24 protein-coding genes are annotated in these 26,313 nt (G+C 62.6%); 18 read left to right on the plus strand and 6 right to left on the minus strand.

The window, feature by feature from the left end:
- Positions 1 to 117 precede the first annotated feature (117 nt).
- The 10 genes from KP003_RS03615 to KP003_RS03660 all read left to right on the plus strand — a co-directional run bounded on the left by KP003_RS03615 (position 118) and on the right by KP003_RS03660 (position 12,746).
- A complete protein-coding gene (locus tag KP003_RS03615; protein WP_217300378.1) occupies positions 118 to 2,247 on the plus strand; it encodes an LPS-assembly protein LptD in 2,130 nt (709 codons plus the stop codon).
- Between the two features lie 135 nt (positions 2,248 to 2,382).
- A complete protein-coding gene (gene rfbB, locus KP003_RS03620) occupies positions 2,383 to 3,450 on the plus strand; it encodes a dTDP-glucose 4,6-dehydratase (protein ID WP_217300379.1) in 1,068 nt (355 codons plus the stop codon).
- A 162-nt stretch (positions 3,451 to 3,612) separates the two neighbouring features.
- Entirely contained in the window at positions 3,613 to 4,446 is an 834-nt protein-coding gene (gene rfbD / locus KP003_RS03625) for a dTDP-4-dehydrorhamnose reductase (RefSeq protein WP_216500371.1), read from the plus strand.
- 93 nt (positions 4,447 to 4,539) lie between these two features.
- Positions 4,540 to 4,932: a phosphomannose isomerase type II C-terminal cupin domain gene (locus tag KP003_RS03630; protein ID WP_216500370.1), complete on the plus strand. Its 393-nt coding sequence runs from the start codon at positions 4,540 to 4,542 to the stop codon at positions 4,930 to 4,932.
- Positions 4,933 to 6,084, plus strand: coding sequence for a Na+/H+ antiporter NhaA (locus KP003_RS03635; protein ID WP_216500369.1), 1,152 nt, complete (start codon positions 4,933 to 4,935; stop codon positions 6,082 to 6,084).
- Between the two features lie 62 nt (positions 6,085 to 6,146).
- On the plus strand, positions 6,147 to 7,220 hold the full coding sequence (locus KP003_RS03640; RefSeq protein WP_217300380.1) for a mannose-1-phosphate guanylyltransferase: 1,074 nt from the start codon (positions 6,147 to 6,149) through the stop codon (positions 7,218 to 7,220).
- A 137-nt stretch (positions 7,221 to 7,357) separates the two neighbouring features.
- On the plus strand, positions 7,358 to 9,097 hold the full coding sequence (locus KP003_RS03645) for an aldehyde ferredoxin oxidoreductase family protein (RefSeq protein WP_217300381.1): 1,740 nt from the start codon (positions 7,358 to 7,360) through the stop codon (positions 9,095 to 9,097).
- A gap of 63 nt (positions 9,098 to 9,160) precedes the next feature.
- A complete protein-coding gene (locus KP003_RS03650; protein ID WP_217300382.1) occupies positions 9,161 to 10,339 on the plus strand; it encodes a class II aldolase/adducin family protein in 1,179 nt (392 codons plus the stop codon).
- A 151-nt stretch (positions 10,340 to 10,490) separates the two neighbouring features.
- The gene (gene murJ, locus KP003_RS03655) at positions 10,491 to 12,059 is read left to right on the plus strand and encodes a murein biosynthesis integral membrane protein MurJ (RefSeq protein WP_216500364.1); all 1,569 of its coding nucleotides are present in this window, start codon (positions 10,491 to 10,493) and stop codon (positions 12,057 to 12,059) included.
- A 123-nt stretch (positions 12,060 to 12,182) separates the two neighbouring features.
- Positions 12,183 to 12,746, plus strand: coding sequence for a methylated-DNA--[protein]-cysteine S-methyltransferase (locus KP003_RS03660; RefSeq protein ID WP_216500363.1), 564 nt, complete (start codon positions 12,183 to 12,185; stop codon positions 12,744 to 12,746).
- Between the two features lie 256 nt (positions 12,747 to 13,002).
- On the opposite strand, the gene mazG is transcribed toward KP003_RS03660, so the two are convergent.
- The 3 genes from mazG to tgt form a co-directional block, all read right to left on the minus strand.
- Positions 13,003 to 13,797 (minus strand): nucleoside triphosphate pyrophosphohydrolase, encoded by a 795-nt coding sequence (mazG, locus tag KP003_RS03665; protein ID WP_216790605.1) that lies wholly within the window; start codon positions 13,795 to 13,797, stop codon positions 13,003 to 13,005.
- Between the two features lie 218 nt (positions 13,798 to 14,015).
- A complete protein-coding gene (locus KP003_RS03670; RefSeq protein WP_239027607.1) occupies positions 14,016 to 14,372 on the minus strand; it encodes a c-type cytochrome in 357 nt (118 codons plus the stop codon).
- On the minus strand, positions 14,372 to 15,478 hold the full coding sequence (tgt, locus tag KP003_RS03675; protein ID WP_216790607.1) for a tRNA guanosine(34) transglycosylase Tgt: 1,107 nt from the start codon (positions 15,476 to 15,478) through the stop codon (positions 14,372 to 14,374). The genes KP003_RS03670 and tgt overlap by 1 nt, the downstream gene beginning before the upstream one ends.
- Before the next feature lie 437 nt (positions 15,479 to 15,915).
- Here tgt and KP003_RS03680 point away from each other — a divergent pair, with 437 nt between their 5' ends.
- The 6 genes from KP003_RS03680 (at position 15,916) to KP003_RS03705 (ending at position 22,424) form a co-directional block, all read left to right on the plus strand.
- Complete coding sequence (locus tag KP003_RS03680) at positions 15,916 to 16,581, plus strand: succinate dehydrogenase cytochrome b subunit (RefSeq protein WP_216500360.1); 666 nt, start codon at positions 15,916 to 15,918, stop codon at positions 16,579 to 16,581.
- Positions 16,582 to 16,590: 9 nt separating this feature from the next.
- Entirely contained in the window at positions 16,591 to 18,504 is a 1,914-nt protein-coding gene (locus KP003_RS03685; RefSeq protein WP_216500359.1) for a fumarate reductase/succinate dehydrogenase flavoprotein subunit, read from the plus strand.
- A complete protein-coding gene (locus KP003_RS03690) occupies positions 18,504 to 19,244 on the plus strand; it encodes a succinate dehydrogenase/fumarate reductase iron-sulfur subunit (protein ID WP_216500358.1) in 741 nt (246 codons plus the stop codon). The genes KP003_RS03685 and KP003_RS03690 overlap by 1 nt, the downstream gene beginning before the upstream one ends.
- Before the next feature lie 143 nt (positions 19,245 to 19,387).
- Positions 19,388 to 19,693 (plus strand): hypothetical protein, encoded by a 306-nt coding sequence (locus tag KP003_RS03695; protein WP_216498562.1) that lies wholly within the window; start codon positions 19,388 to 19,390, stop codon positions 19,691 to 19,693.
- A gap of 230 nt (positions 19,694 to 19,923) precedes the next feature.
- Positions 19,924 to 21,675: a sensor histidine kinase gene (locus KP003_RS03700; RefSeq protein ID WP_239027608.1), complete on the plus strand. Its 1,752-nt coding sequence runs from the start codon at positions 19,924 to 19,926 to the stop codon at positions 21,673 to 21,675.
- A gap of 11 nt (positions 21,676 to 21,686) precedes the next feature.
- A complete protein-coding gene (locus tag KP003_RS03705; protein ID WP_217300383.1) occupies positions 21,687 to 22,424 on the plus strand; it encodes an alpha/beta hydrolase in 738 nt (245 codons plus the stop codon).
- A 154-nt stretch (positions 22,425 to 22,578) separates the two neighbouring features.
- Here the strand turns inward: KP003_RS03705 and KP003_RS03710 are convergent, their stop codons facing one another.
- A complete protein-coding gene (locus KP003_RS03710; protein ID WP_216498560.1) occupies positions 22,579 to 23,079 on the minus strand; it encodes a rubrerythrin family protein in 501 nt (166 codons plus the stop codon).
- 222 nt (positions 23,080 to 23,301) lie between these two features.
- Here KP003_RS03710 and KP003_RS03715 point away from each other — a divergent pair, with 222 nt between their 5' ends.
- Positions 23,302 to 23,886, plus strand: coding sequence for an exopolysaccharide biosynthesis protein (locus tag KP003_RS03715; protein ID WP_216790612.1), 585 nt, complete (start codon positions 23,302 to 23,304; stop codon positions 23,884 to 23,886).
- 3 nt (positions 23,887 to 23,889) lie between these two features.
- Here the strand turns inward: KP003_RS03715 and KP003_RS03720 are convergent, their stop codons facing one another.
- Positions 23,890 to 24,219, minus strand: coding sequence for a cupin domain-containing protein (locus KP003_RS03720; RefSeq protein ID WP_216790613.1), 330 nt, complete (start codon positions 24,217 to 24,219; stop codon positions 23,890 to 23,892).
- Between the two features lie 112 nt (positions 24,220 to 24,331).
- Entirely contained in the window at positions 24,332 to 24,808 is a 477-nt protein-coding gene (locus tag KP003_RS03725) for a tRNA (cytidine(34)-2'-O)-methyltransferase (RefSeq protein ID WP_216790615.1), read from the minus strand.
- Between the two features lie 264 nt (positions 24,809 to 25,072).
- On the opposite strand from KP003_RS03725, the gene trpB reads away from it, so the two are divergent.
- Positions 25,073 to 26,263 carry a tryptophan synthase subunit beta gene (gene trpB, locus KP003_RS03730; RefSeq protein WP_216498556.1) on the plus strand — a complete coding sequence of 397 codons (1,191 nt, stop codon included), beginning with the start codon at positions 25,073 to 25,075 and terminating at the stop codon, positions 26,261 to 26,263.
- The last annotated feature ends 50 nt before the right edge of the window (positions 26,264 to 26,313 follow it).

Genomic DNA, 26,313 nt, shown 5'->3' on the forward strand with positions numbered 1-26,313 from the left:
CCGAGTCCGGCGTATCGCCCAAGCCGAGGGCTGCATCGAGGGACGCAGGCCGAGAAGAGCAGTTAACGTAGAACTTGGAACGTAGAACTTAGAACGATTTTGGTTTTCTGGAGTGCGATGAAACCTGCAAGAGCCTTGTGGCTCCTTACCTACCTGCTGTTCTCGGCGGCGCTTGCCCATGGCAAGGAGAAGGCGATCTTTTCCAGCAAGCCGGTCTCCCCTGTCAGCGCGACTCCTGCCGACAAGGCCGCCTCCCCCGAGAAGGTGACCTTGCCCGACAAGGAGGCTACCCTCAAGGCCGACTCCCTGTTCGTGGACAGCCCCACCGATAGCTACCGTGCCGAAGGGAACGTTCAGATCCTGCAGGGGGGGGCCTCCCTGCTCGCGGACAGCGTCATCTACCGCCGCCTCACCGGCGACACCCTTGCCGAGGGTGACGTGCTGCTGGAGCGCGGCGGCGACACCATGAAGGGCGATCGGCTCTCTCTTAACCTGCTCACCCAGAACGGCGAGCTCACCAACGGGGAGCTGTTCATCAAGAAATCGAACTTCAGGCTGCGCGCCCCGCGGCTTTTGAAGACCGGCGAAGACGACTACCGTGTCGAGCAGGGGACCTTCACCACCTGTGACGGCGAGCATCCGAGCTGGCGCTTCGAGGCGAAGAAGGTCGACGTCACCCTCGACGAGTACGCCACGGCGAGAAACGCCGTCTTCTACGTGGACGACTTCCCCATCTTTTACACGCCGTACCTGGTCTTCCCGGCCAATACCGACCGGCAGTCCGGCCTCATGATACCCAAACTCGGTTTCTCCTCCAAGAAGGGGTTCTACCTGGACCAGCCTTACTACTGGGCCATCGACCCGAGCCAGGAGGCGACCTTCGACCTCGACCTGGAGAGCTCGCGCGGCGTCGGCACCGGTGTCGACTACCGCTACCTGAGGCCGAACGACAGCCAGGGGCGCCTGCGCGCCTTCGGCATCTACGACACTAACGAGTCCAAATTCCGTGGTGAGTTGCAGCAGAAGCACCTGGAGCTGCTGACGCCGGAACTGACGCTGGCCTCCACCGTCCACCTGGTCTCCGACCGCAGGTACTATCTCGACTACGGCGAGTTCTCCGGCGAATACAACCGCCAGCTCCTGGAGTCGTCGGTCTCCTTCGACCGCCGCTGGGAGCGCTACGGCCTGAGCGGCGCGCTGCGCTACGACCAGGACCTCGAGGCGGCCAACAACCGCGCCACGCTGCAGCGCTTGCCGACCTTCGGCTTCATCGCCGCCGGAGAAAAGGTGGGCCCGCTCTTCCTCTCCATGGATTCGAGCCTTACCAACTTCGAGCACGCCGTGGGTCCGACCGGGCAGCGGCTCGTCCTGCACCCGCGCGTCAGCTACTATGCCAAGCCTGCGGGGATCCTGGACTTCTCGCTCTTCGGGGCGTTCCAGCAGCGCCTGTACAACGCGGGGGGCGACACCCCCGAGACCGGTTGGCGCCAGATCGGTCAGGCCGACGGCGGCGGGTCTCTTTCGCTGCCGCTGGAGCGGATCTACGACGGGACCCTGCGGCACCTGCTGGTTCCCTCCCTGCAATACAACTACGTGCAGCGGCGCAGCGACGAGGACCTGCCTTTCTACGACTACGGCGACCGGGTGCTGGGGCAGAGCATCGCCTACTGGTCCGTCGCCAACACCTTCACCCGCAAGTACGCCCGGGAAGGGATGCCGGACGAGTACCGTGACATCCTCTACCTGAAGCTTTCCCAGGGGTACCAGTTCTCCGGGCAGCGTCGCGACCTGCTGACCCTGGTGGACGAAGGGAACCGTCTCACCGACCTGATGCTGGAGAGCGTGGTGAGCCCGCTGCAGGAACTTTCCCTGCTGGTCGACGGCCGCTACAACACGACCGACAACCAGCTCTCCACGGCGAACCTGGGCGTGCAGTTCAAGGGGGAGGGGCGCAACCAGGCCACCGTAACCTACCGGCACAGCCGGGACCAGCTGGACTACCTCGGAGCCGGCGTTACCTTCCCGCTCACCAGCCAGCTCACGGCGGATCTATTGGGGCGTTACTCCTTCGACAAGGGGGGCTTCCTCGAGTCGCGCTACGCGGTGGAGTACCGCCAGCAGTGCTGGAGCGTGGTGCTCGCCTACTCGGACCGCGTGAGCAGTCACCAGGTAAGCGGCGAGAAGCAGTTCACCATCAACTTCTCCCTGGCCGGGCTGGGGTCGCTGGGGCCGCTTCAGACCTTCTAACGAGGTGTTAAGCCCACGCGCCAAAGTTGCTAAGGAGTTGACACTTTTGCTTTTTCCGGTGTATCTACAATAGTCGGCTGAAAAGAGGGCACCGCCTGGTCGAGGGGCCCGGACCAAAAGCCGACCGGAGGCCTTATGCAGGATACGTTCACCCCTACCTCTTTACTTGTTACGGGAGGGGCGGGGTTCATCGGTTCCAATTTCATCAACCACTTCATGGCGGGGAACCCGCGGTGCCGGGTGATCAACCTGGACCTGCTGACCTATGCCGGGAACCTGAAGAACCTGACGGCGGTGGAGGCGAACGCCAACTACCGCTTCGTGAAGGGTGACATCTGCGACGCCGAGCTGGTGGCGCGCCTGCTGGCCGAGGAGAAGGTGGATGCCGTCGCGCATTTCGCCGCCGAATCGCACGTCGACCGCTCCATCACCGGCCCCGACATATTCGTGAGAACCAACGTGATGGGGACCCAGACCCTCCTGGAGGCGAGCCGTCTGCACGCCGAGACGCTCCCCGACTTCCGCTTCCTGCAGGTCTCCACCGACGAGGTGTACGGCAGCCTAGGGCCCGAAGGGTACTTCACCGAGGAGACGCCGCTGGCGCCCAACTCCCCGTATTCCGCGAGCAAGGCCGGTGCCGACCTCCTGGTGCGCGCCTATTTCGAGACCTTCGGACTGCCGACCCTGAACACCCGCTGCTCCAACAACTACGGTCCCTATCACTTCCCCGAGAAGCTGATCCCGCTCATGATCCACAACATCCTCAAGAAGCGCTCCCTGCCGGTCTACGGCGACGGGCTGAACGTGCGCGACTGGCTGCACGTGAAGGACCACTCCGCAGCCATCGAGCGCGTGCTCAAGAGCGGCAAACCGGGGGAAATCTTCAACGTGGGCGGCAACAACGAGTGGAAGAACATCGACATCGTGAATCTGGTCTGCGACCTGATGGACGAGCGGCTGGGGCGCGCCCCGGGGGAGAGCCGCGAGCTGATCACCTTCGTGAAGGACCGCAAGGGGCACGACAGGCGTTACGCCATCGACGCCTCCAAGCTCAAGCGCGAGCTCTCCTGGGAGCCGAGCTACACCTTCGAGCGCGGCATCGCCGAGACCATCGACTGGTACCTGGCCAACCAGGGGTGGGTCGAGGAGGTGGTGAGCGGCGCCTACCGGGAATACTACGAGATGCAGTACGGAGCGGCGTAAGGAAAAAACAAGTTCTACGTTCTATGTTCTACGTTCTAAGTTAAAATCTTTGCTTGTCTCTGGTCGCCCCAAGGCTGGGGTGTCGGTGCCACAAGCGCACGAGCTCGATGTTTGGTGTCAACGTAGAACCTAGAACGTAGAACAGGTTTTAAGGGGTTTGAGATGATTCTGGTAGTTGGCAGCAAAGGGATGCTGGGGCAGGAGTTGATGGCGCTCTATGGCGACGCCGCACGCGGGGTGGACGTAGACGACATCGACATCACCGACCTCGAGTCGGTGCAGCGGGTGCTCCTCACCTTGAAGCCCTCCGTGGTGATCAACGCCGCCGCCTATACCGACGTGGACGGCTGCCAGTCCAACACGGAGCTGGCCATGCAGGTCAACGGCGAAGGGGTCGCCTTCCTGGCCATGATCAGCAAGGAGATCGGCGCCAAGCTGGTCCAGGTGAGCACGGACTACATCTTCGACGGCAAAAAGGGCTCCCCCTACCTGGAGGACGACCTGGCGGCCCCCCTCAGCGTCTACGGTGAGTCCAAGCTCGCCGGCGAGATGAACACCTGGTTCAACCCGGACCACCTGGTCGTGCGCACCCAGTGGCTCTACGGCCATGGCGGGAAGAACTTCGTGGAGACCATGCTGAAGCTGGGCGCGGAGAAAAAGGAGCTGACCGTGGTGGACGATCAGATCGGCTCCCCCACCTGGACCCGCGACCTTGCCTTGGCCATCAAGGCCCTGCTGGACAAGGGATGCCAGGGGACCTACCACGCGGCCAACTCGGGGTTCGTGTCCTGGAACGGTTTCGCGAAGGAGATCTTTCGGCTGGCCGGACTCGACGTCGCGGTCCTGCCGATGACCACGGAGCAGTTGAATCGCCCGGCGCCGCGGCCGCTTTATTCCACCCTGGACTGCGGCAAGCTGCAGCAGGACACGGGCTTCGTGCCCCAGCCCTGGCAGGACGCGCTCAAGCGCTACCTGGAACTGAGGCCGGCACGATAAATCCCGAAGCTGGGCGAATGATTATTCGCCCCTACAGACCCGAATGCACCGGGAGAGGTTGAACAACCACCACCGAAAGACATGGAGGCAATCATGGAACGCGGAGAGCGTCCCTGGGGAACATATACCGTCCTGGACGAGCACAACGGCTATAAGATCAAGCGCATCGAGGTGTTTCCGGGGCAGAGACTTTCGCTGCAGATGCACCACCATCGCAGCGAGCACTGGATCGTGGTATCCGGTACGGCCAAGGTTACCTGCGGGGATACGGTGAAGATCGTCAACATCAACGAGTCGACCTTCATCCCGATCGGCTCGACGCATCGACTGGAGAACCCCGGCGTGATCCCGCTGGTGATCATCGAGGTGCAAAGCGGCGAGTACCTGGGCGAGGACGACATCGTCCGGTTCCAGGACGACTACCACCGTGTGGAAGCTCCTGCCGCGGAGAGCGCCGACGATACCGCCGTGGAGCCGATCGTATAGATGAACAAACAACTGAACCTGCTCAGGGAATTCTCTGTTCCCCTGGCGGCCGGCGTGATCGCCGCGCTGTTTTGGGCGAACCTGGCCCCGGAGCAGTACCACCACTTCCTGCACGACCCGCTTCTTGCGGGTCTTTCTGTTCACTTCGTCACCAACGACCTGTTCATGGCGTTCTTCTTCGGCATCGCCGCCGTCGAGATCACCCAGAGCTGTCTGCCGGGGGGCGATCTGCACCCCCTGCGGCGCGCCGTCAACCCGCTTCTTGCCACCGTCGGCGGGATACTGGGGCCGGTCGCGCTCTACCTGTTCCTGAACGGGCTCTTCGGGGAGCCCTCCCTGTACCGGGGGTGGGGCATCCCGACCGCGACCGACATCGCGCTCGCCTGGCTCGCGGCACGTTTCATTTTCGGCAGGGGGCATCCGGCCATCTCCTTCCTGCTGCTGCTGGCCATAACCGATGACGCGGTAGGGCTATTGATCATAGCGCTTTTTTACGGCGACCCCCTTGCCCCGGTGCAACCCGCATGGCTGGTTCTGTGCGGCGCCGCGGTCGCCCTTTGTTACCTGCTGCGCCGCTTGAGGGTCAATAGTTACTGGCCGTACCTCGTCTTCGGGGGGGCGCTCAGCTGGTTCGGTCTGCACGAGGCGCACCTGCACCCGGCCCTGGCGCTGACCCTCGTGGTACCCTTTTTGCCGCACCCGCCGGTGGAGAAGCGCCACATGTTCGACATGGACCCCAACGACCTGACGCCGCTCTCCCGCTTCGAGCATGACTGGAAGCTCTTCGTGGACCTGGGGCTCTTCGTCTTCGGGCTGGTCAATGCCGGCGTCGCTTTCAGTTCCGTCGGCCCCGCCACGTGGCTGGTGCTTCTTTCCCTGATCTGTGGCAAGACGACCGGCATCGTGGGGTTTGCGCTCTTGGGGAGCAAGCTCGGCTTTCCGCTTCCCATCGGCGTGGGGTTGAGGGAGCTGTTCGCGACCGGCCTGATCGCGGGGATCGGTTTCACCGTTGCGCTCTTCGTAGCCGGGGAGGCCTTTTCCGACCCCGCAGCGAGCTCTGCCGCCAAGATGGGAGCGATGCTGAGCCTGTTCGCCTTCTTCCCCGCGGCGCTCGTCATGAAGCTGCGCAGGCCCATGCAGGGAACAAGCTGATTTTGCAGTTCCTCCCCCTCCTTTGCGGAGGGGCATCTATCCGTCGCTTTGGAGGAATAACCATGTACATCGTCATCCTGGCAGGAGGCTCCGGCACCAGGTTCTGGCCGCTGTCCCGCAAAAGCACGCCCAAGCAGCTGATGTCCGTCTTCGGCGGCAAGTCGATGCTGCAAAGGACGGTGGAACGCGTCCTGCCGCTCTATCCCAAGCGGGTAATGGTGATCACCAACGCGCTGCAGGCGGCCGAGACCAGGAGCCAGCTGGCATATATCGAGGGGGTCTCGGTCGACGTGATCGAGGAACCGGTGGGGCGCAACACGGCACCAGCCATCGGCCTGGCCGCCTCCATCATCGCCCGCTTCGACCCGGACGGGATCATGGTGGTGCTGCCGGCCGACCACTACATCGTCGACGAGGAGACCTTCCGCGCCACCCTTGCTGCCGCACGCTCGGTAGCGGTGAGCGGCGCGCTGGTGACCCTGGGGATCACCCCGACCAGGCCCGAGACCGGTTACGGCTACATCGAGGCTTCAGATCCTGCCGGTTCCGGCGCCGCCCCGGTCAAACGCTTCGTGGAAAAGCCCAACCTGGAGCGCGCCCTGGAGTTCCTCGCCTCCGGGCGCTTCTACTGGAACAGCGGCATGTTCGTCTGGGGCGCCTGCGCCATACTGGACCAGATCGCGCAGCACATGCCCGAGCTCTCCCAGGCCTTGGCCAAGCTCACCTTCGAGACCGACGTGTGGGAAATTTCCGATCTGAAGCCCCAGATAGCCGACATCTACGGCGGTATCAAGGGGGAGTCGATTGACTTCGGGGTCATGGAGAAGGCGCAGGACGTGCAGGTTATTCCGGCCTCCTTCGGGTGGAGCGACGTGGGCTCCTGGAGCGCGCTCCCCGAGGTGATGGAGGCGGACGCTGCGGGGCATGTGGTGATCAACTCGAGCGGAGCGGTGTCCGTCGGGGCCAAGGAGTGTCTTGCCTATGGCAACGGTAAAATGGTAGCCTTTGTCGGCGTCAGCGACCTGATCGTGGTGGACACCCCCGATGCGCTGCTGGTCTGCTCCAAGGGGGCCGCGCAGGATGTGAAGAAGGTGGTCGAAGAGCTGGAGCGGCAGGGGAAGCAGGAACTGCTTTAGAAACCGTTCTGAGTTCTACGTTCCAGGTCCAGCGTTGACGGCTCTAACCACCGTGTTGGGTGCTGAGTCGAAGACGGGGAGACTTACCACGTAGAACGTAGAACATAGAACGTAGAACAGTTTTTTCGGGGTTTCGTATGTTTGGCTGGACCGGAAAGTTGCTGCATGTCGATCTCACCCGCGGCACCTGCGAGCGCAGGGAGATCCCCACCGAGATTCTGCACGCCTACCTGGGGGGGCGCGGGCTGGGGGTCAGGCTGATGCGGGACTACTTCCGCCTCGGCCCCTTCGAGCCGGACCTGCCGCTCATCTTTGCCGTCGGCCCCCTGTGCGGTACCAATTCCCCCACCGCGGCGCGCCTTGCCTGTGTCTCCCGGTCGCCGCTCACCGGCACTATCTACGACTGCTCGGCTGGCGGGCGCTTCGCCTGGCGGCTCAAGGCGGCCGGGCTGGACGCACTCTTCATCACGGGCAAGAGCCCCCAACCGGTCTTTCTCTGCGTCGAGGGGGAGCGTGCCGAACTGCATCCGGCCCAGTCGCTGTGGGGCAAGGGGGTGAAGGAGACGGTCGCTGCGCTCAAGGTACACGGCTCGGTGACCGCCATCGGCCCCGCCGGCGAGAACGGTGTCCTCTTTGCCAACATCATGATGGGGGAGGGGAACTCGATCGGGCGCGGCGGCCTCGGTGCCGTCATGGGGGCCAAGGGGTTGAAGGCGATCACGGTGCAGGGCGACGGCGTGACCGGGGTTGCCGACCAGGAGCGCTTCGACGCCGCCCGCGCCGACGTCATGCGCCTGTTCCGGGCCTCACCGGTCATCTTCGGCGAGCTGGGCATCGCCGAGTACGGCACCCCGGCGCTGGTCGACCTGATGGCGCAGCGGCGCATGGCTCCCACCGAGAATTTCCGCTCCACCTTCTTCGCGGAGTCCGGCAACTACTCCGGGCCGGCCATCCGCAAGGAGTGCGGAGCCAGGAAGGAAGGGTGCTACGGCTGCCCCATCCAGTGCAAGAAGGCGAGCGCTGCCGGGGAGCCGCTGCCGGAATACGAAACGGTGAACCACTTCGGCGCCCTGAACGGCATCTCCGACCTGCACGCCATCGTGAAGGCCAACTCGCTGTGCAACGAGCTCGGCCTCGACACCATCTCCGCCGCGGCCACCCTGTCGGCGTTCGGCGAGGCGCGCGGGCGTTTCCCGGATGCCGCGGAAGTGGCGGGCCTCCTCGCCGACATCGCCTACCGCCACGGCCAGGGGGAGCTCCTGAGCCTCGGTTCCCGGCGCGTAGCCGAGATTTTGGGGAAGCCCGAACTCTCCATGAGCGTGAAGTCCCTGGAGCTGCCCGCCTACGACCCGCGCGGCGCCTACGGGATGGCGCTCGCGTACGTGACCTCCAACCGCGGCGGCTGCCATCTGCGCGCCTATCCCATCTCGCACGAGATCCTGAGAAAGCCGGTCCCCACCGACCGCTTCTCCTTCTCCGGCAAGGCCAGGATCATCAAGATCGCCGAGGACGTCAACGCTGCGGTCGACTCCCTGGTCGCCTGCAAGTTCGCCTTCTTCGGCGCGACCCTGGAGGAGTACGGTGAACTCCTCTCCGCGGTGACCGGCGTGGAGTACGGCCCGGAGTCGCTCAAGGCGATCGGCGAGCGGATCTACCTCACCGAGCGCTTCTACAACTGCGCCAACGGGTTCGGCCGCGCCAACGACATGCTGCCGCAGCGCTTCTTCGAGGAGGCCGGGAGCGCCGGCGAGGGGATCGACGTTCCCCCCATCGACCGGGCCCGCTTCGAGGAGGAGCTGCAGAAGTACTACCGCATCCGCGGTCTCGACGAGCGGGGATGCTTCGGCGGCCGGGACCTCCTTGCGGAACTGCCCTGATCGGGTGCGGGGGACGAAGACCCGGGCCTCCCCTTTACTGAAACCAACATGAAACTGTGAGAGATGCGAGACCAAATCGATAAATACACGGGAAAACTCGTTGCCGACCGCTCCGCCTGTGCCGACGGCATCGCCTTCGCGGCGCAGGACGACGTGCTCATCACGGCGGGGGCGCCCGAACTGGCGGCCCTGGCCGGGAACACGCTGTCGCGACTCAACTCCCTGGCGCTCGTGGCCGCGCGTCCGTCCCTCCCCTTTGCCGACTTCCTGATCGCCCGGGCCGGTGCTGGGGAGGAGTGCATCGTGCCGCAGGACACCGAGACCCGGACCTTCCTGCACGACATACCCTTCCTGCGCCGCCGGGACCTTGCCGGGGACCCCGCCCCCATCCTTGCCAAGCTCCTCGGCAACAGGAAAGGGGTCATCGTCGAGGGGGTCGGGATCGTGGCCGTCGGTGCCATAACGGTGGAGCAGGCCTTCATCAACTACTCCTCCGTGTTCCATTCCACCTTCGTCAAGTACCTGCAGGACGTCCTCGCCGACGGCTTCAGCCTGGCCGGGGAGCGGGAGGCCTTCGATGCCTTCCGCCAGCAATGGCTGAGGCCGCTGTCGGCCGCGGGGCTTGACTTCGTCGGCGCCCTTTCCCTGGAGAAGGAGGAGATCCTCGCCGAGATCGAGCGGGTGGGGCGCTACACCGTGGAGCGGGGGCTGGTCGATTCCTTCTTCGGCAACATCTCCGCATCGGCGGGGGAGCTGATCTACATCTCGCAGACCGCCGCGAGCCTGGATGAACTTAAGGGGTGCATCGACCCGGTCCCCGCCGACAACTCGTCCACCACCGGGATCACCGCCTCCAGCGAGCTGTTGGCGCACCGGAAGGTCTACGAGCAGACCGGCGCCCGCGTCATCCTGCACGGGCATCCGAAGTTTTCCGTGGTGATGAGCATGATCTGCGACCGGAAGAAGGAGTGTGCCATCAAGGACTGCTGGAAGGACTGCCCCCACGTGCGGGAACTGGGGGGGACGCCGGTGGTCGCGGGAGAGATCGGGGCGGGTGGGCTGGCCAGGCGGGTCCCGCCGGTGATAGGCGCCAGCGGTTCCGCCATCGTCTACGGGCACGGCGTGTTCACCCTGGGGCGGGAGGGGTTCGGCGAGGCCTTCGCCGCCATGGTCGACGTCGAGAATTTCTGCCGGGAGGACTATTTCCGGCAGGTGGACAGGAAACAGGGTCAAAAGCCTTAACGCTAAGGCGCTAAGGCGCTAAGGCGCTAAGGCGCTAGGGCGCGGAGGAGCTTCAGGTTTTTGCTTTTCACCCTTTGGGTGTTTCCGGTTTTCTTTGCGACTCTGCGCCTTTGCGCCTTTGCGTTGAAGCTTTTATGTTTTAGGAGGTTGTTTGTCTGAAAAGAAGAACATAGCCCGCGCCGCCGGCGTCTTGGGCGCGGCCACCATGCTCTCCCGCATCATGGGCATGGTCCGGGACATGGTGGTCTCCCGCCTGTTCGGCGCAGGCCTCTACACGGACGCCTTCTTTGCCGCATTCCAGATCCCCAACATGCTGCGCCGCTTCTTCGCCGAGGGCGCTCTCACCTCCGCCTTCGTCCCCACCTTCTCCGAGTGGCACACCAACAAGGGGGAAGAGGAGACCCGCGCGCTGGCCAACGTCTGCTTCACCGCGCTCACCATGGTGATGGCCGCCATCACCGTCCTCGGCATCATCTTCTCGCCGCAGCTTGTGCACCTGATGTTCCCCGGCTTCTCGTCCAATCCGGAGAAGCTGTCGGTGACCATCCTCCTGAACCGGCTCATGTTCCCCTACATCTTCTTCGTGAGCCTCGTTGCCCTGTGCATGGGGATACTGAACACGCTGCGCCACTTCTTCACCCCGGCGATCTCCACGGTGTTCCTCAACATCTCCATGATCCTGTCCGCCTTGCTGCTGCACGACCGTTTCCAGGTCCCCATCGTCTCGCTGGCCGTCGGCGTGCTGATCGGCGGGGTGCTGCAACTGCTCCTGCAGTTGCCGGTGCTCTACCGGATGGGCTTCCCGCTCAAGCCGGACTTCAACCTGGACCATCCGGCCCTGAAGAGGATCACGCTGCTCATGGGCCCCTCGGTGTTCGGGGTGGGGGTCTACTACCTCAACATAACCGTCGGCTCCATCCTGGCGTCCATGCTCCCCGAGGGGAGCGTTTCCTACCTCTACTACGCGCAGCGGCTCTTCGAGTTCCCCCAGGGGATCTTCACCGTGTCGGTCGCGCAGGCGGTGCTTCCGTCCATGAGCCGGCAGGCCGCCGCGGGGGACATGGACGCGCTCAAGGAATCCCTCTCCTACGGCGTCCGGCTCACCCTGTTCATCACCATCCCCGCCATGGTCGGACTCATCTTCTGCGCCACCCCCATCTTCTCCCTCTTGTTCATGGGGGGCGCCTTCGACTACGCCAAGGCGACCAACTGCGGCATCGCCCTCCTGTACTACTCCCTGGGGCTCTCCTTCGTGGCGCTGGTGCGCGTGCTGGTCCCCGCCTTCTACGCCCTCAAGGATACCAGGACCCCGGTGCTCACCGCCTTCGCCGCTTTCGTGCTCAACCTGCTGTTCAGCCTCATCCTGATGGGGCCCATGAAGCATGGCGGCCTGGCGCTCGCCTCGTCGCTCTCCGCGCTGGGCAACATGCTGCTCCTGCTCTGGTTCCTGAGAAAGAAGATTGGACCCTTCGGCGGTCGGGCCATTTCCATTGCCGGGGTGAAGGGGATCATCGCCTCCGTCCCGATGGCGCTGGTTGTGTATTGGATCATGCGTCTCATCGACTGGTCGCCGGCCGGGAAACGGCTGCTCAAGGGGGGCGTGCTGGGCGGAGCGGTGCTGGCGGGAATGGCCATCTTCCTGGTGTCGGCGCACCTGCTGCGCTGCGAGGAGGCCGGGGACGTGATCGCCCTGGCGAAGAGAAAGCTGCTTAAAAAATAGACGGAGGCAAAACCGCGCAGGGTTGCAGAATCCGCTGGAAAGGCACAGGAACAACATGGTATCGTTTCTGCTGCGTTCTTCGGATATCGGCAATCTTGCGCGGTTTTTTTATAGGAGAAAGGTATGAGCGATCGGGCGGCAGTTACTGCGTGGACCATATATGAGACCTCCGTCGGGTACGGGGTGCTTGCGGCGAGCGGGAAGGGGGTGGTGGCCCATCATCTCCCCTACGGCACGGCGTCCGCCGGCGACGCGCTGGAACTTGCGGCGACCCTGTACCCGCAGGCAAGCGGCGAGAGCGCGCTGACCGCGCAGGGGGCGGCCTTGCTGCAGCGCTACTTCGCGGGCGAGCGTGTGGTCTTCGACCTTCCCTTGGACCTGGATGGCTGCACCCCGTTCCAGAAAGAGGTCTACCGCGTGGTGGCCTCCATCCCTTACGGCAGCGTGTTCAGCTACCAGGAGGTGGCCGACGCCTGCGGCTCGCCCAGGGGGGCGAGGGCGATCGGGGGGGCCATGGCGAGGAACCTCTTGCCGATCATCATCCCCTGCCATAGGGTGGTCGGGGCCAGCGGCGTCATGACCGGTTTCACCGCTCCGGGAGGGACGGATTCGAAGCGGGGGCTGTTGTTGATGGAAGGGGTGAATTTTGATGCCAAGGGAGGGGTGGCGCGGGCGAAAATCAGGTAGTTATGCACAGGATTTCCACCGGCCCCGTCGACTAATTAGGTTGGTTTAACTTATCGTGGGGTCGATAGACCCCGAATGTATACAATCCGGTGTAAGTTGTTGATTTTTCGTTCGAATATCGTCGTGGCGAATATTTATGCAGAACGCGGAAAGTGCTTAAAAGCCGCAGGTTTCTCAGTTTGTCAACATCGTTATCCACATCTTATCCACACAAAATGTGGATAAGCCGCTGGTCTCCCAAAAAAATTAATTAGATTCAACGTTTCTCTAATTTCTTGGCTTCTTCCCAGAGCAGATCCATCTCCTCCAGGGTGGCATCCTGCAGCTTCCGCCCGGCTCCGTGCAGGGTCTCCTCAATGTGGGTGAAGCGCCGGGTGAAACGTTTGATCGTCTTCCTGAGGGCCTCCTCCGGGTCGAGCGCCAGGAAGCGCCCTAGGTTCACGATGGCGAAGAGGAGATCCCCAAGCTCCGACTCCATCTCCTGCTGGTCCTCGGCGGCCATCGCCTCCTGGAACTCGTGCAGCTCCTCCATCACCTTGGCGAACACCTGGTCGGTGTGTTCCCAGTCGAAGCCGACCCGGGCCGCCTTTTCGGTGATCTTCTGCGCCTTCATGAGGGCAGGGAGGTGCGGCGGGATGCCGGAAAGCGCCGACTTCCGCTCGTCTCCCTTCTCCCCCTTCTTGATCTTCTCCCAGTTCTCCACCTGCGCCGCGCTGTTCTCGATCACCTGGTCCCCAAAGACGTGGGGGTGGCGACGCACCAGCTTGTCGTTGATGGCGTCGAGCACCTGGTCCATGGTGAAGGCCCCGCGCTCCTCGGCTACCGCCGCATGAAAGACCGGCTGCAGGATGAGGTCGCCTAGTTCTTCCTTCAGGAGCGCGTCGTCCTTGGCGTCGATCGCCTCGATCACCTCGTAAGACTCCTCCAGCAGGTATCGCTTGAGCGACTCGTGGCTCTGTTCGGCGTCCCAGGGGCACCCTCCCGGCGCGCGCAGTCTGCGCATGGTCTCCATGAGGCGGTCGAAGCGGTTTTGCGTGGTTTCAGTGGTCATGGCTGGGTTCTCCGGGAAGAGTGGATTGTGATCATGTGGTCCAGTGCCCCCTCTCCCCCTCGGGAGAGGGGCGGAGGGAGGGAGTCGCCACGTGCACCAGTCGCTGCGTGCAACAACCCCTCACCCCCCCTTCGGATCCCCTCTCCCGGGGGGGGAGAGGGACTGGACTGGGCAGGGGAGCAAGGGACGTGGTGACGAGCTGTGAAGGATTAAAAATATTACTTGAGCCCGCTCAGGTAGTCGACCAGTGAGTCGATCTGCTTCTTCGAGAAGGTGTCGTAGGGAGGCATGGCTGTTCCGGGGTAGACCTTGGCCGGTTCCCGTATCACCTGCTCGAGGAAACGGCGGTCCCGCTTGCTTCCGACGTGGGACAGCTCGGGGCCGACCACGCCCCCCTTGTCGTTCACGATGTGGCAGTCCCGGCAGCGTTCGTTGAAAAGGGCCTCGCCGGTCAGCTCCATCTGTGCCGGGGGGCGCTTGGCCTCGGGGGGGTGTTGCTGATCTTTCTTGGAGCAGCCGGCAAGGAGCGCCAGCGCCAGCGTCGCAATGAGATATGGGCGTTGCACGAGGTTCACTATTTCCCCTTCAGGTACGCGGCGAGGAAGTTCTGCTTGTATTCGAGGAACCGCCCCTCCTCGATGGAGGTCCGGATCTCGGCCATCATGTTCAGGTAGAAGTGCACGTTGTGGATGCTGGCCAGGATCGCCGAGAGCACCTCGTTCGAGGTGAACAGGTGGTGCAGGTAGGCCCTGGTGAAGTTGCGGCAGGTGTAGCAGCTGCAGTTGGGCTCCACCGGGTAGAAGTCGCGCCGGTAGTTCTTGTTGGTGAGCCGGATCCGGCCGCGGTTGGTGAAGAGCGTGGCGCTTCTCGCGTAGCGGGTCGGGATGACGCAGTCGAACATGTCGATGCCGCGCTCGACGCTCTCCAGGATGTCCTCGGGGAGCCCCACCCCCATCAGGTAGCGCGGCTTGTCCTCCGGGAGGTGCGGCGCGGTATACCCCACCACCTGCTTCAAAAGCTCAAGCCCCTCGCCCACGGATACCCCGCCGATGGCGTAGCCGGGGAAATCCATCTTCACCAGCGCCTTGGCGCAGCGCTTTCGCAAGTCCTCGAACACGCTCCCCTGCACGATGCCGAACAGGTACTGGTTCTCGCGCGAGTGCGCCTCTATGCACTGCTTCGCCCAGCGGATGGTCTTCTCGGTGGAGCGCTCCGCGTACGCCTTGTCGCAGGGGTAGGGGATGCACTCGTCGAAGTTCATGATGATGTCGGCCCCGAGGGCCTCCTGGATGGCGACGGCCTTGGCCGGGTCGAGGAAGATCTCCTCGCCGGTGTCCTCGTGGCGGAAGAAGACCCCTTCCTCGGTGATCCGCTTCTTCGGGAGCGAGAATACCTGGAACCCGCCGGAGTCGGTGAGGATCGGGCCGTCCCAGCACATGAACTTGTGCAGGCCGCCCGCTTTCTGCACCAGGGCTTCGCCGGGGTGCAGGTGCAGGTGGTAGGTGTTGGAGAGGATGATCTGGGCGCCGGTCTCCTTGACCTGCGCCGGGGTCATCGCCTTCATGGCAGCGTGGGTAGCCACCGGCATGAATATGGGAGTCTGGATCTCGCCGTGAGCGGTGGTCACCACGCCGCGGCGCGCCCCGGACTTGGGGTCCTTCTTGAGCAGTTTATAAATCATGAACCTTCCTGGCTTCCTAATGTTTTATTGAGGGTCGCTATCCTAATTAGCAGAGCGGGGTAAAAAATGCAACATAACGCCCGCGTAAGCATTATTTCAAAACATGGTTACTGCAGTTTAGAAGGGGCTAAGGTCGCTGAACCATTAATTGTATGCTGTATACAAAAAACTGTTGCATTTTCGTATAACGGCATTTAATATGCGCGTCTATCAACCCGCCGATTTTTATGCTATACATACCATCCACTGTTGCTAATGTGAGATTAATAAAGGAGAGATCGAATGCAGACACTGAGCCCGTGGCGTGGTCCCCCATCCTCCCCAAGCGGAAGCCGCGAGTCCGCCCCGTGATCGGGTCTTCGGGACTTGTACTCCTCCGGTGTACGCAGGCAATCCAACCCAACTGATTAATCGAAAAAAGGCAAAGGGACAAAAACATGCGAATCTTATCTAGCTCTGTGGGAAGAAAGATCCTGATGTCCATCACGGGTCAGCTCCTGATCATCTTCATCCTGATACACCTGATCGGAAACTCCACCATTTTCTTCGGCCCCAACGGCATCAACGCCTATGCCGAGCACCTGCATAGCCTGCCGCCGCTGGTCTGGGCCTTCCGCCTGTTCATGCTGGCAGCCATCGCCGTTCACATCTGCTACGGCGTCACGCTGACCCTGGAGAACAAGGCGGCCAACCCCGGCGCTTATGCGGTGAAAAGGAACCTGAAGGCGAGCTTCGCCTCGGAGAACATGATCTGGACCGGCCTGCTGGTCGCTCTGTTCATCGTGTACCACCTGGCCCAGTTCACCATTCATGGTACCCCCGACGTTGTGGTCGGCCTCGACTCCGCCAACCGTCCGGACGTGTTCAGGATGGTGGTGACCAGCTTCGGCAACGGCCTGATCGCCCTGGCCTACATGTTCGCCATGCTGATGCTGTTCCTGCACCTCTCCCACGGTATCCCGAGCTTCCTGCAGACCATGGGGTGGAACAACGAGAAGACCATCCCGGCCTTCGGTACCGGTGGCAAGGTTATCTCCGCCATCCTCATGCTCGCATACATCTCGATTCCTGCCGTCATCCTGGCCGGCTTATTGAAACTTTAGGGGGTTCAAGTGATACTCGACGGAAAATGTCCGAAAGGACCGATTCAGACCTCGTGGGACAGACACCGCTTCGACCTGAAGCTGGTTAACCCCGCAAACAAGCGTAAGTACAAAGTTCTCGTTGTAGGCACCGGCCTGGCCGGTGGCGCAGCCGCGGCTACCCTGGGCGAACTCGGCTACAACGTCGAAGCCTTCTGCTACCAGGACAGCGCGCGCCGCGCCCACTCCATCGCAGCGCAGGGCGGCATCAACGCCGCGAAGAACTACCCGAACGACGGCGACAGCATCTACCGCCTGTTCTACGACACCATCAAGGGTGGCGACTTCCGTGCCCGCGAGGCGGACGTCTGGCGTCTGGCCCAGGTGTCCAACAACATCATCGACCAGTGTGTCGCCCAGGGCGTTCCGTTTGCCCGCGACTACGCAGGCTACCTGGACAACCGCTCCTTCGGTGGCGCCCAGGTCTCCCGTACCTTCTACGCCCGCGGCCAAACGGGTCAGCAGCTCCTTCTGGGCGCCTACTCGGCTCTTTCCCGCCAGGTGAAGGCCGGCACCGTGAAGCTCTTCGCACGCACCGAGATGCTCGACCTGGTCGTGGTTGACGGCGAGGCGAAAGGGATCACCATCCGCGACCTCATCACCGGCGAGATCCGTACCCACGTGGGCGACGCGGTCGTACTCGCCACCGGCGGCTACGTCAACGTGTTCTATCTCTCCACCAACGCGATGGGTTGCTCGGTCACCGCGAACTGGCGTGCCCACAAGAAGGGCGCCTTCTTCGCCAACCCCTGCTATACCCAGATTCACCCGACCTGCATCCCGCAGCACGGTGAGCACCAGTCGAAACTGACCCTCATGTCCGAGTCGCTCAGAAACGACGGCCGCTGCTGGGCTCCGAAGAAGAAGGGGGACAACCGTCACCCCAACGACATCCCGGAAGACGAGCGTGACTACTACCTGGAGAGGAAATACCCCTCCTTCGGTAACCTCGCCCCCCGCGACATCGCCTCGCGCGCCGCTAAAGAGCAGTGCGACGACGGGCGCGGCGTCGGCCCCGGCGGCCGCGGCGTGAACCTCGACTTCTCCGACGCGATCAAGCGCGTGGGCGAGCACACCATCCGCGAGCGCTACGGCAACCTCTTCGAGATGTACGAGAAGATCACCGACGAGAACGCATACAAGCAGCCGATGCGCATGTACCCGGCACCGCACTACTCCATGGGCGGCCTCTGGGTCGACTACAACTGCGAGAGCAACGTTCCCGGCCTCTTCGTGCTTGGCGAGGCGAACTTCTCGGTCCACGGCGCGAACCGCCTGGGTGCTTCCGCGCTCATGCAGGGCCTCGCCGACGGCTACTTCGTCATCCCTTACACCATCGCGAACTACCTCGCGAAGACCAAGCCGGGCGCGGTCAAGGCGGACCACCCCGAGTGCAAGAAATCGGTCGAGGACGTGAAGTCTTACAACAACCGCCTCCTCAACATCAACGGCAAGAAGACCGTCTCCGAGTTCCACCGCGAGCTGGGCAAGATCATGTGGGAGAACGTCGGCATGGCGAGGAGCGAAGAGAGCCTCAAGGACGCCATCAAGCGGATCCCGGCCCTGCGCGAGGAATTCTGGAAGAACGTCAAGGTCACCGGCAAGGGAGAGGAGCTGAACCAGCAGCTGGAGAACGCCGGCCGCGTGGCGGACTTCCTCGAGTTTGGCGAGCTGATGGCGAAGGACGCGCTGCACAGGAACGAGTCCTGCGGCGGTCACTTCCGCGTCGAGCACCAGATGCCCGACGGCGAGGCGAAGCGTGACGACGAGAACTACTGCTACGTTGGAGCCTGGGAGTTCAAAGGTGTCGACAAAGAGCCCGAACTGCACAAGGAGCCGTTGACGTTCGAGAACGTTCATCTGGCGGTAAGGAGTTATAAATAATGAACCTCACACTACACGTATGGCGCCAAAGTGGTCCCAATCAGCCGGGCAAGCTCGAGCAGTACGATGCCAAAAATGTAAGTCCGGATCAGTCCTTTCTGGAGATGCTCGACGAAGTGAACGAGCAGCTGATCAAGGAAGGGAAGGACCCGATCGTATTCGACCACGACTGCCGCGAGGGTATCTGCGGCATGTGCTCCCAGGTCATCAACGGCGTGCCCCACGGCGGCCAGGAGCGTACCACCGTCTGCCAGCTGCACATGAGGAACTTCAGCGACGGCGACACCATCTACATCGAGCCGTGGCGCGCACTTGCCTTCCCGATCCTCAAGGACCTGATCGTCGACAGAAGTGGCCTCGAGAAGATCATGCAGGCCGGTGGTTACACCTCCTGCCACACCGGCGGTGTCGCGGACGGTAACGCCATCCTCGTCCCCAAAGTGGACGCCGACTACGCCATGGACGCCGCCGAGTGCATCGGCTGCGGCGCCTGCGTCGCCGCCTGCCCCAACGGTTCGGCGATGCTCTACACCTCGGCCAAGGTCGCCCAGCTGGCCGCCCTGCCGCAGGGCAAGGCAGAGGCAGCCGAGCGCGTCTGCGCCATGACCGAAGCGATGCAGGAAGCGGGCTTTGGCAACTGCTCGAACCACTACGAGTGCCAGGCCGCCTGCCCGAAAGGGATCAACGTCAAGTTCATCGCAAGGCTTAACCGCGAGTACCAGAAGGCCCTCTTCAAGTAAGAAAGGGCGCAAAGCTGCAAGCGGGGCGGAAGGGAAACCTTCCGCCCTTTTTTCGTCCCTGACGCACCCGTTTATTCACTTGATTCCGGCCCCGATTTGTCTTACTTTCTGGCGGCATCCGGCTTCAGCCGAGGGGAGTTGATATGGATCTGCTGACCTGCGCCTTCGTGGCCAACATATTTCTGACCTTCATCGATGCCACCATCGGGTACCACGCCGCACCGGCGCTGGCCGCGCTGGTGGGGAGTGATGCAGAGGAGGGGGAGGTATCGGCGAGGGGCATCCGCCGGCTGTTGTCCTTCGTGGTGGCCCTGTACATGTTCTTCAACTGCCTGGCCTACTTCGACCGCACGACGTGGCTTTTGTATTTCACCACAGCCGTCCTTTTGGTCGACATCACCGCACAACTGGTCATCTACCGCAAGGTGACCGGGTTCAGGGGGCGCTGAGACGGAAACGGTGATGGCCCAAGAGGTCGGTAACTCCCTCGGACGCACCGCGTCAACAGTCATCACGCAAACCCTGCCATACTATCCATCCAGTGCACTGCCCATGTCTTCCCGCGGAGTCTTCACTCTAGTTGCGGCGGCGACGAAAAAAGTGTTTATCAGTCTCGGCTAATGTGTTATTTTTAGCGCTCGCGTTTTCCGCTGCAGTCCGGCAGCGTACGAGGTAACACATGAGCGAGATGCGATCTCTCGTCGCGAGGTTCAAGTCCTGCATATGGAAAAGGGGGGGCTCCACCATGGAGCAACACCTCTTCGTGCTGCTGTGCCTGACAGCCGCCGCCGCCTCGTTTTTTGTCGTCATTCCGACCAACTACCTGCAGCACCTCCCCGCCTACGTCAACGTCTGCGTCGCCGTCTTTGGTGGGCTCGCACTGCTGCTTTTGATCGAGTCCACCCGGGAGCGCTATCACACGACGACGCTCTTCTTCATGTTCATGGCCCTGCTGAACCTTATCTGGTTTCCCAACGGCGCTTCGGAGGGGAGCCTCCCTTGCTATTTTTTCTGCCTCTTGATGTACCTCCCCATCTTCTTCAGGGGACGTGCGCGTTGGCTGCCTTCGTTGCTGACGCTCGTGGATGCCGTCGCCCTCATGGTGCTTGAGTTGCTGTTCCCCGAATGGGTCACGCCGTTTCACTCCGAGCAGGACCGCATCGCTGACAACATGGTCGGATTTGCAGTGACTGCCTTGTGTTGCGCAGTGATGCTTCGGACCCTGCTGAGAGGCCACGAAACCGAGCAGAACCGGCTGGTTGCCCTGAACGAAGAGCTGCAGCGCGCCGTCGTGGAACGCACCGCGGTGGAAGGGGCGCTGCTGCAAAATCAGGAGCTGCTCAACTCGGTGATAGATGGGACGACCGACGCGGTCTGGGTCAAGGACATCAGCGGACGCTACCTCCTTTTCAACGCGGGGGCCTGTTACATGACCGGAAGGAGACTCGAGCAGGTGCTTGGGATGGATGACCATGCGGTGTTCCCCCCAGAGGTGGCGCTCGCGGTCATGCAGGGGGACCACGAGGTGTTGAACGGCAACCAGGCGCTGACGATGGAGCGGGAGTTGAAAAAAGGCAATGGCGACTCCCTGGTTTTGGAAGTGATCAAGGGCCCTCTGCACAACAATCAGGGAGAGGTCGTCGGGCTGTTCGGCATCGGGCGTGACGTCACGCAGAGCCGACGCATGGCGGAGGAACTGCGACTTTTGAACGAGGAGCTCGAGCGGCGGGTGTTGGAGCGGACGGCGCGGCTGGAAGCGGCCATGCGGGAGCAGGAGGCATTCAGCTACTCCGTATCCCACGACCTGCGCGGTCCTTTGCGGCACATCAACAGTTACGGATCGATTCTGCTCGAGGAGTTCGGCCCCGCCCTGGTACCCGAGGCGCGGGGGTACCTGGAGCGGATACGCACCTCCAGCAAAAGGATGGGGGACCTGATCGACGACCTGCTGGAGCTGTCGCGCATCGGGCGCTCGGAGCTGAGGCGGGTCGAGGTGAGCCTGAGCGAGCTCGCCTTCGGCATCGGGTGTAAGCTGCAGGATGCCGATCCGGCGCGGCGGGTCGATTTCCTGATCGAGCCCGGCTTGAAGGTCGAGGGTGACCGGCTGCTTCTGGAGCTGATGCTGGAGAACCTTGTCGGCAACGCCTGGAAGTATTCGAGCATCCGGGAGCGGGCCATGATCGAATTCGGGCGCCGCCTGCATGACGGCGACGAAGCCTTTTTCATCAAGGACAACGGCGTGGGGTTCGACATGGCATACCAGGACAAGCTGTTCGGGGCATTCCAACGGCTGCACGGCTCCGAGTTCGAGGGGACCGGCATTGGGCTCGCCACGGTGAAACGCATCGTAGAGCGCCACGGCGGCACGGTCTGGGCAAACGGCGTCGTGGACCAGGGGGCGACCGTCTACTTCACCCTGCCGCGGGGCTAGGGGGGGATGTCATGGCACGGCTTTGCCTTTTGTTGCTGGTCTGCCTGGTGGCTCTCTTGCTGAGTGCTGCAGCCTGGCAGCGACGGCTGCTCTATTTCCCGACCCACCATGACCGCAGCAACGGGTTGGAAAACTGGCGCGCCCAGGGGGAACTGATCGGCTTCGCTCGGACCGTCCCCGCGCCGAAGAACGTCTGGCTCATGCTGCACGGCAACGGCGGGCAGGCCAGCGATCGCGCCTACGCGCTCCCCTCGTTTGCCGGCGACGACAGCGTCTATATCCTGGAGTACCCGGGGTACGGCCGACGCCCCGGGACCCCTTCGAAGGAGACGCTGAACAGGGCTGCCCAGCAGGGGTACCTGCTGCTGCGGCAGCAGTTTCCGGCAACGCCGGTCTGTGTCGTGGGGGAGTCCCTTGGCAGCGGCCCCGCCTGCTCCCTGGCCGCCATGGTTCCGCAGCCGGACAAGATCGTCTTGGTGGCGCCATTTGACAAGCTGCACCGGGTGGGTCAGTACCACTACCCGTTCCTGCCGGTGCGCCTGCTCCTCTCCGACGATTGGGACAATATCGAGGCGCTCAAGGGGTATCGGGGGAGGGTGGAGATCTTCGGCATCACCCGCGACGAGGTGATTCCGATGAAGTTCGCGAAGACCCTGGCGGAAAGCCGGCCAGCCGCGACGTTCCGGGAGATCGAGGGGGGGCACAACGACTGGGCGACGCCGGGACGGGTCAGCATAAGAAACCCGTAAGTCCCCGGGCTTTTCACGCAAAGGCGCGAAGGCGCAAAGAAAGGCGAAGGACGAAGTTTTCCCATGCCCCACGTTTTCTTTGCGCCTCTGCGTCTTTGCGTTGAGATCTGATAAAAGGAAGGGCGCCGCCGATTTCGGCGGCGCCCTTTTCATGTCAGGCGATCCTGGTGAACTTCTCTTTCGGCACCAGGCAGACGGCGCACTTGTCGGGCGCCTCGTCGTAGACCGTGTTGCCGCAGACTTCGCAGACGTAGACGGGGCGGTCGGCGAGGTCGACGCCGTTTTGTACCGCCGCCAGGGCCTGCTGGTACAGGTCGTGATGTACCTCTTCCACTGCCAGGGCGAACTTGAAGGAAGTCTCGGCGGCGCGGTGTCCCTCCTGCTTCGCCTGCTCGAGGAACGGCGGGTACATCTTCTGGAACTCGAAGCCTTCTCCCTCGATGGCCTCCTTCAGGTTGTCGACGGTGCTCTTGATCCCGTCCATGGCGCGCAGGTGCGCGTGGGCATGCACCGTTTCGGCGTGTGCCGCGGCGCGAAACAGTTTCGCCACCTGCGGCAGCCCCTCCGCTTCGGCCTTCTTGGCAAAGGCGAGGTACTTACGGTTGGCTTGACTCTCTCCGGCAAACGCCTCGGCAAGGTTATCCCTGGTCGACATCTCTTCCTCCTCGTTATGTGAAAATGTGCAGCTTGAATATAACGAGGCATCTGTCCCAGTCAAGGCGGGGGATACATTATATTTGTCTGATATGTATACGTTTTTTGGCTCAGCTCGGTGGAGCTGGAAGCCTTCTTGACATTAAGATATGCCAATGTAATCTTCGTGGGTGTTGCGGCAAGGGTGTCGGTATTGCTTGCGGCGGCACCAAAGAGGGGCAAGATGGCGCGAGAGATCACCACCCTTCAGGAGATGCTCGACCGGATCGGAGACTCCGCTGACGAAGTAGGGCGCGTTTCTTTGGGGAAAATAGTGGAATCGGTGGGGAACCGATCCTTCGGGCCGCTGCTGCTCATGGTGGGGGTGATCGCCGCTTCCCCGCTGAGCGGCATGCCCGGCGTGCCCACCGCCACCGGGGTCCTGATCCTGCTGATCGCGGGGCAGCTGTTTTTCCGCAGGGACCATTTCTGGCTGCCGAAGTGGTTGCTGCGACGCTCGTTGGCTCAGGAAAAGGTGCATAAGGCGGTCAGATGGCTGCGCCCCGTGGCGCGCTTCATCGACCGGGTGATGCGCCCACGTCTACCGGCGTTGATCAGGGGGGGGAGCATCTACCTCATCTCATTCGCTTGCGCGGCCATAGCGGTCGTCATGCCGGTCATGGAACTGGTCCCCTTCTCGGCACACGGCGCCGGGCTCGCGCTGACTGCGTTCGGGCTGGCCCTGATCTCGCGCGACGGCCTCTTGGCCCTGATCGCGTTCGCGGTTACGGCGGTCAGTTTCGCCCTCGTGATCTACCAGTTCAGCTGAGCCTTAAGGCTCAGGAAGGTACTCCTCACGCACCGGAGAGAAGACCTCGATGGCAACGGAATCCTCGAGAATCTCGGCGTTGTGCTCGGCGCCTCCTGCGATGCACCAGCTGTCCCCAGCCAGTATTTCTTCCTTGTTTCCGCCGATGTCGAGCCGGATCCGTCCGCTCACCAGGTACCCGGTCTGTTCGTGGGGGTGGCTGTGCAGCGGCAGCAGGGCCCCTTTGTCCAGCAGGAACTCCACCATCAGCGTCTTATCCCCGTGCACCAAGGTCTTCTGCCGGATTCCCGGCAGCACCTGCCGGTAACCTGCGTCGCTTCTCTTTTTGAACATGCGTTCTCCTTTATCGTGATTCCCCCTCCCCTTGCGGGAGGGGGAACGGGGGCTCGGGCCAAGAGAGAGTGGCATCAAGGAGAGATTGCCAAGGCTCCCTTCGCTTCCTCGCCTACGCCCCCTCCAGCGCGCCGGTCTGGCGTAGCGCCTCGTACAGCACGATGCCGGCTGAGGTGGAGAGGTTCAAGCTGCGCACCTTGCCGATGATCGGGATCCGCACAGTGGTCTCCGGGTTCGCTTCGATGAGCTCCTCCGGGAGTCCCTTGGTTTCCTTCCCGAAAACGATGAAGTCGCCGGGACGAAAGCCCAACTCCAGGTAGCTTTTGGGCGCCTTCTTGCTGGTGTAGATGAAACGCCCCTGGGGGAACGCCCCTCGCAGGGCCTCCAGGTCGTCCCAGTAGCGGATGTCGACTTCGCTCCAGTAGTCGAGCCCGGCGCGTTTCAGGTAGCGGTCGTCGGTGGAGAAGCCGAGCTTGCCGACCAGGTGCAGGACGGTACCGGTGGCCCCGCAGAGCCTCGCGATGTTTCCGGTGTTAGGCGGAATCTCGGGCTCGACCAGCACTATGTGAAAGGGTTGCTGCAAGGACATCGGTTACCTCGTGACGGTTACTTTTCAGGAGCAAAAAAAGACCTCTGTCAGAGAAAAAAATGGCACAGAATGAGGCCGATTTCGTGCCCGAAAATGAGCTTCCGGAACAGGTGATATTTGTAGCTCAAAGCAGAAAATAAGGCAAAGATAAACGGCTAAAAGTGTGTAACGGCGGGGGGTTGTCCGGGGGGGTGGCTCTGTAAGCTTGCAATTTATCGACAAATAGTCTATAATGCTTCCCTCATACACCTACCGGAGGCAACTTTGGATACGCCTGACAACAGTGGACACTTCGGACGTTTCGGCGGCAGATACGTCTCGGAAACGCTCATGCCGGCGCTGCTCGAACTCGAGCAAGCCTACCACCATTTTCGCAACGAAAAGGGGTTCCAGGAGGAGTACGCCTACTACCTGCGCCAGTATGTCGGCCGTCCCAACCCGCTCTACTTCGCCGAGAAACTGAGCCGGAAAATGGGGGGCGCGAAGATCTATCTGAAGCGCGAGGACCTGAACCACACCGGCGCGCACAAGGTGAACAACACCATCGGCCAGGGCCTGCTCGCCAAGCGGATGGGGAAGAAGAAGGTGATCGCCGAGACCGGCGCCGGTCAGCACGGTGTGGCGACGGCGACCGTCGCGGCGCTCTTCGGCATGGAGTGCGAGGTGTTCATGGGCGTGGAGGACATCCGTCGCCAGTCCCTGAACGTTTTCAGGATGAAGCTTCTCGGCGCCAAGGTCACCCCGGTCAGTTCCGGCACCGCGACCCTGAAGGACGCCATGAACGAGGCGATGCGCCAGTGGGTGACCCACGTGGATGACACCTTCTACATAATCGGCACCGTCGCCGGCCCCCATCCCTACCCGGTCATGGTGCGCGACTTCCAGGCCATCATCGGCCAGGAGGCGAGGGCGCAGCACCTGGAAGCCGAAGGGAGGCTTCCCGACTACCTGGTCGCCGCGGTCGGGGGAGGAAGCAACGCCATCGGGCTCTTCCATCCCTTCGTTAAAGATGAATCGGTGCAGATGATCGGCGTCGAAGCGGCCGGCTACGGCATCGACAGCGGCAGGCACGCGGCGCCTCTGTCCGCCGGCAGCGTCGGGGTACTGCACGGCAACAAAACGTATCTCCTGCAGGACGAGTTCGGTCAGATCGCCCACGCCCATTCCATTTCGGCCGGATTGGACTACCCGGGCGTGGGACCGGAACACTCGTACCTGAAGGAGATTGGACGGGCCAGCTACGTCTCCGTCACCGATGACGAGGCCCTGGACGCCTTCCAGGTGCTGACCCGCGAGGAGGGGATCATCCCCGCCCTGGAGTCTTCCCACGCAGTCGCCCATGCACTGCGTCTGGCTCCGACACTTTCCGCCAATGAGAGCATCGTCGTCTGTCTGTCGGGCAGGGGCGATAAGGACATCCATACCGTGGCCGATGTTATGGGGGTGCAGCTTTAATATAGAAAATTCGAGGCTTTAGTGGGGGAGGTCCGCTGGGCGGGGCTCCC

This window comes from Geomonas diazotrophica, assembly GCF_019063885.1.
In the GTDB taxonomy this organism is placed as follows: Bacteria; Desulfobacterota; Desulfuromonadia; order Geobacterales; family Geobacteraceae; genus Geomonas; species Geomonas diazotrophica.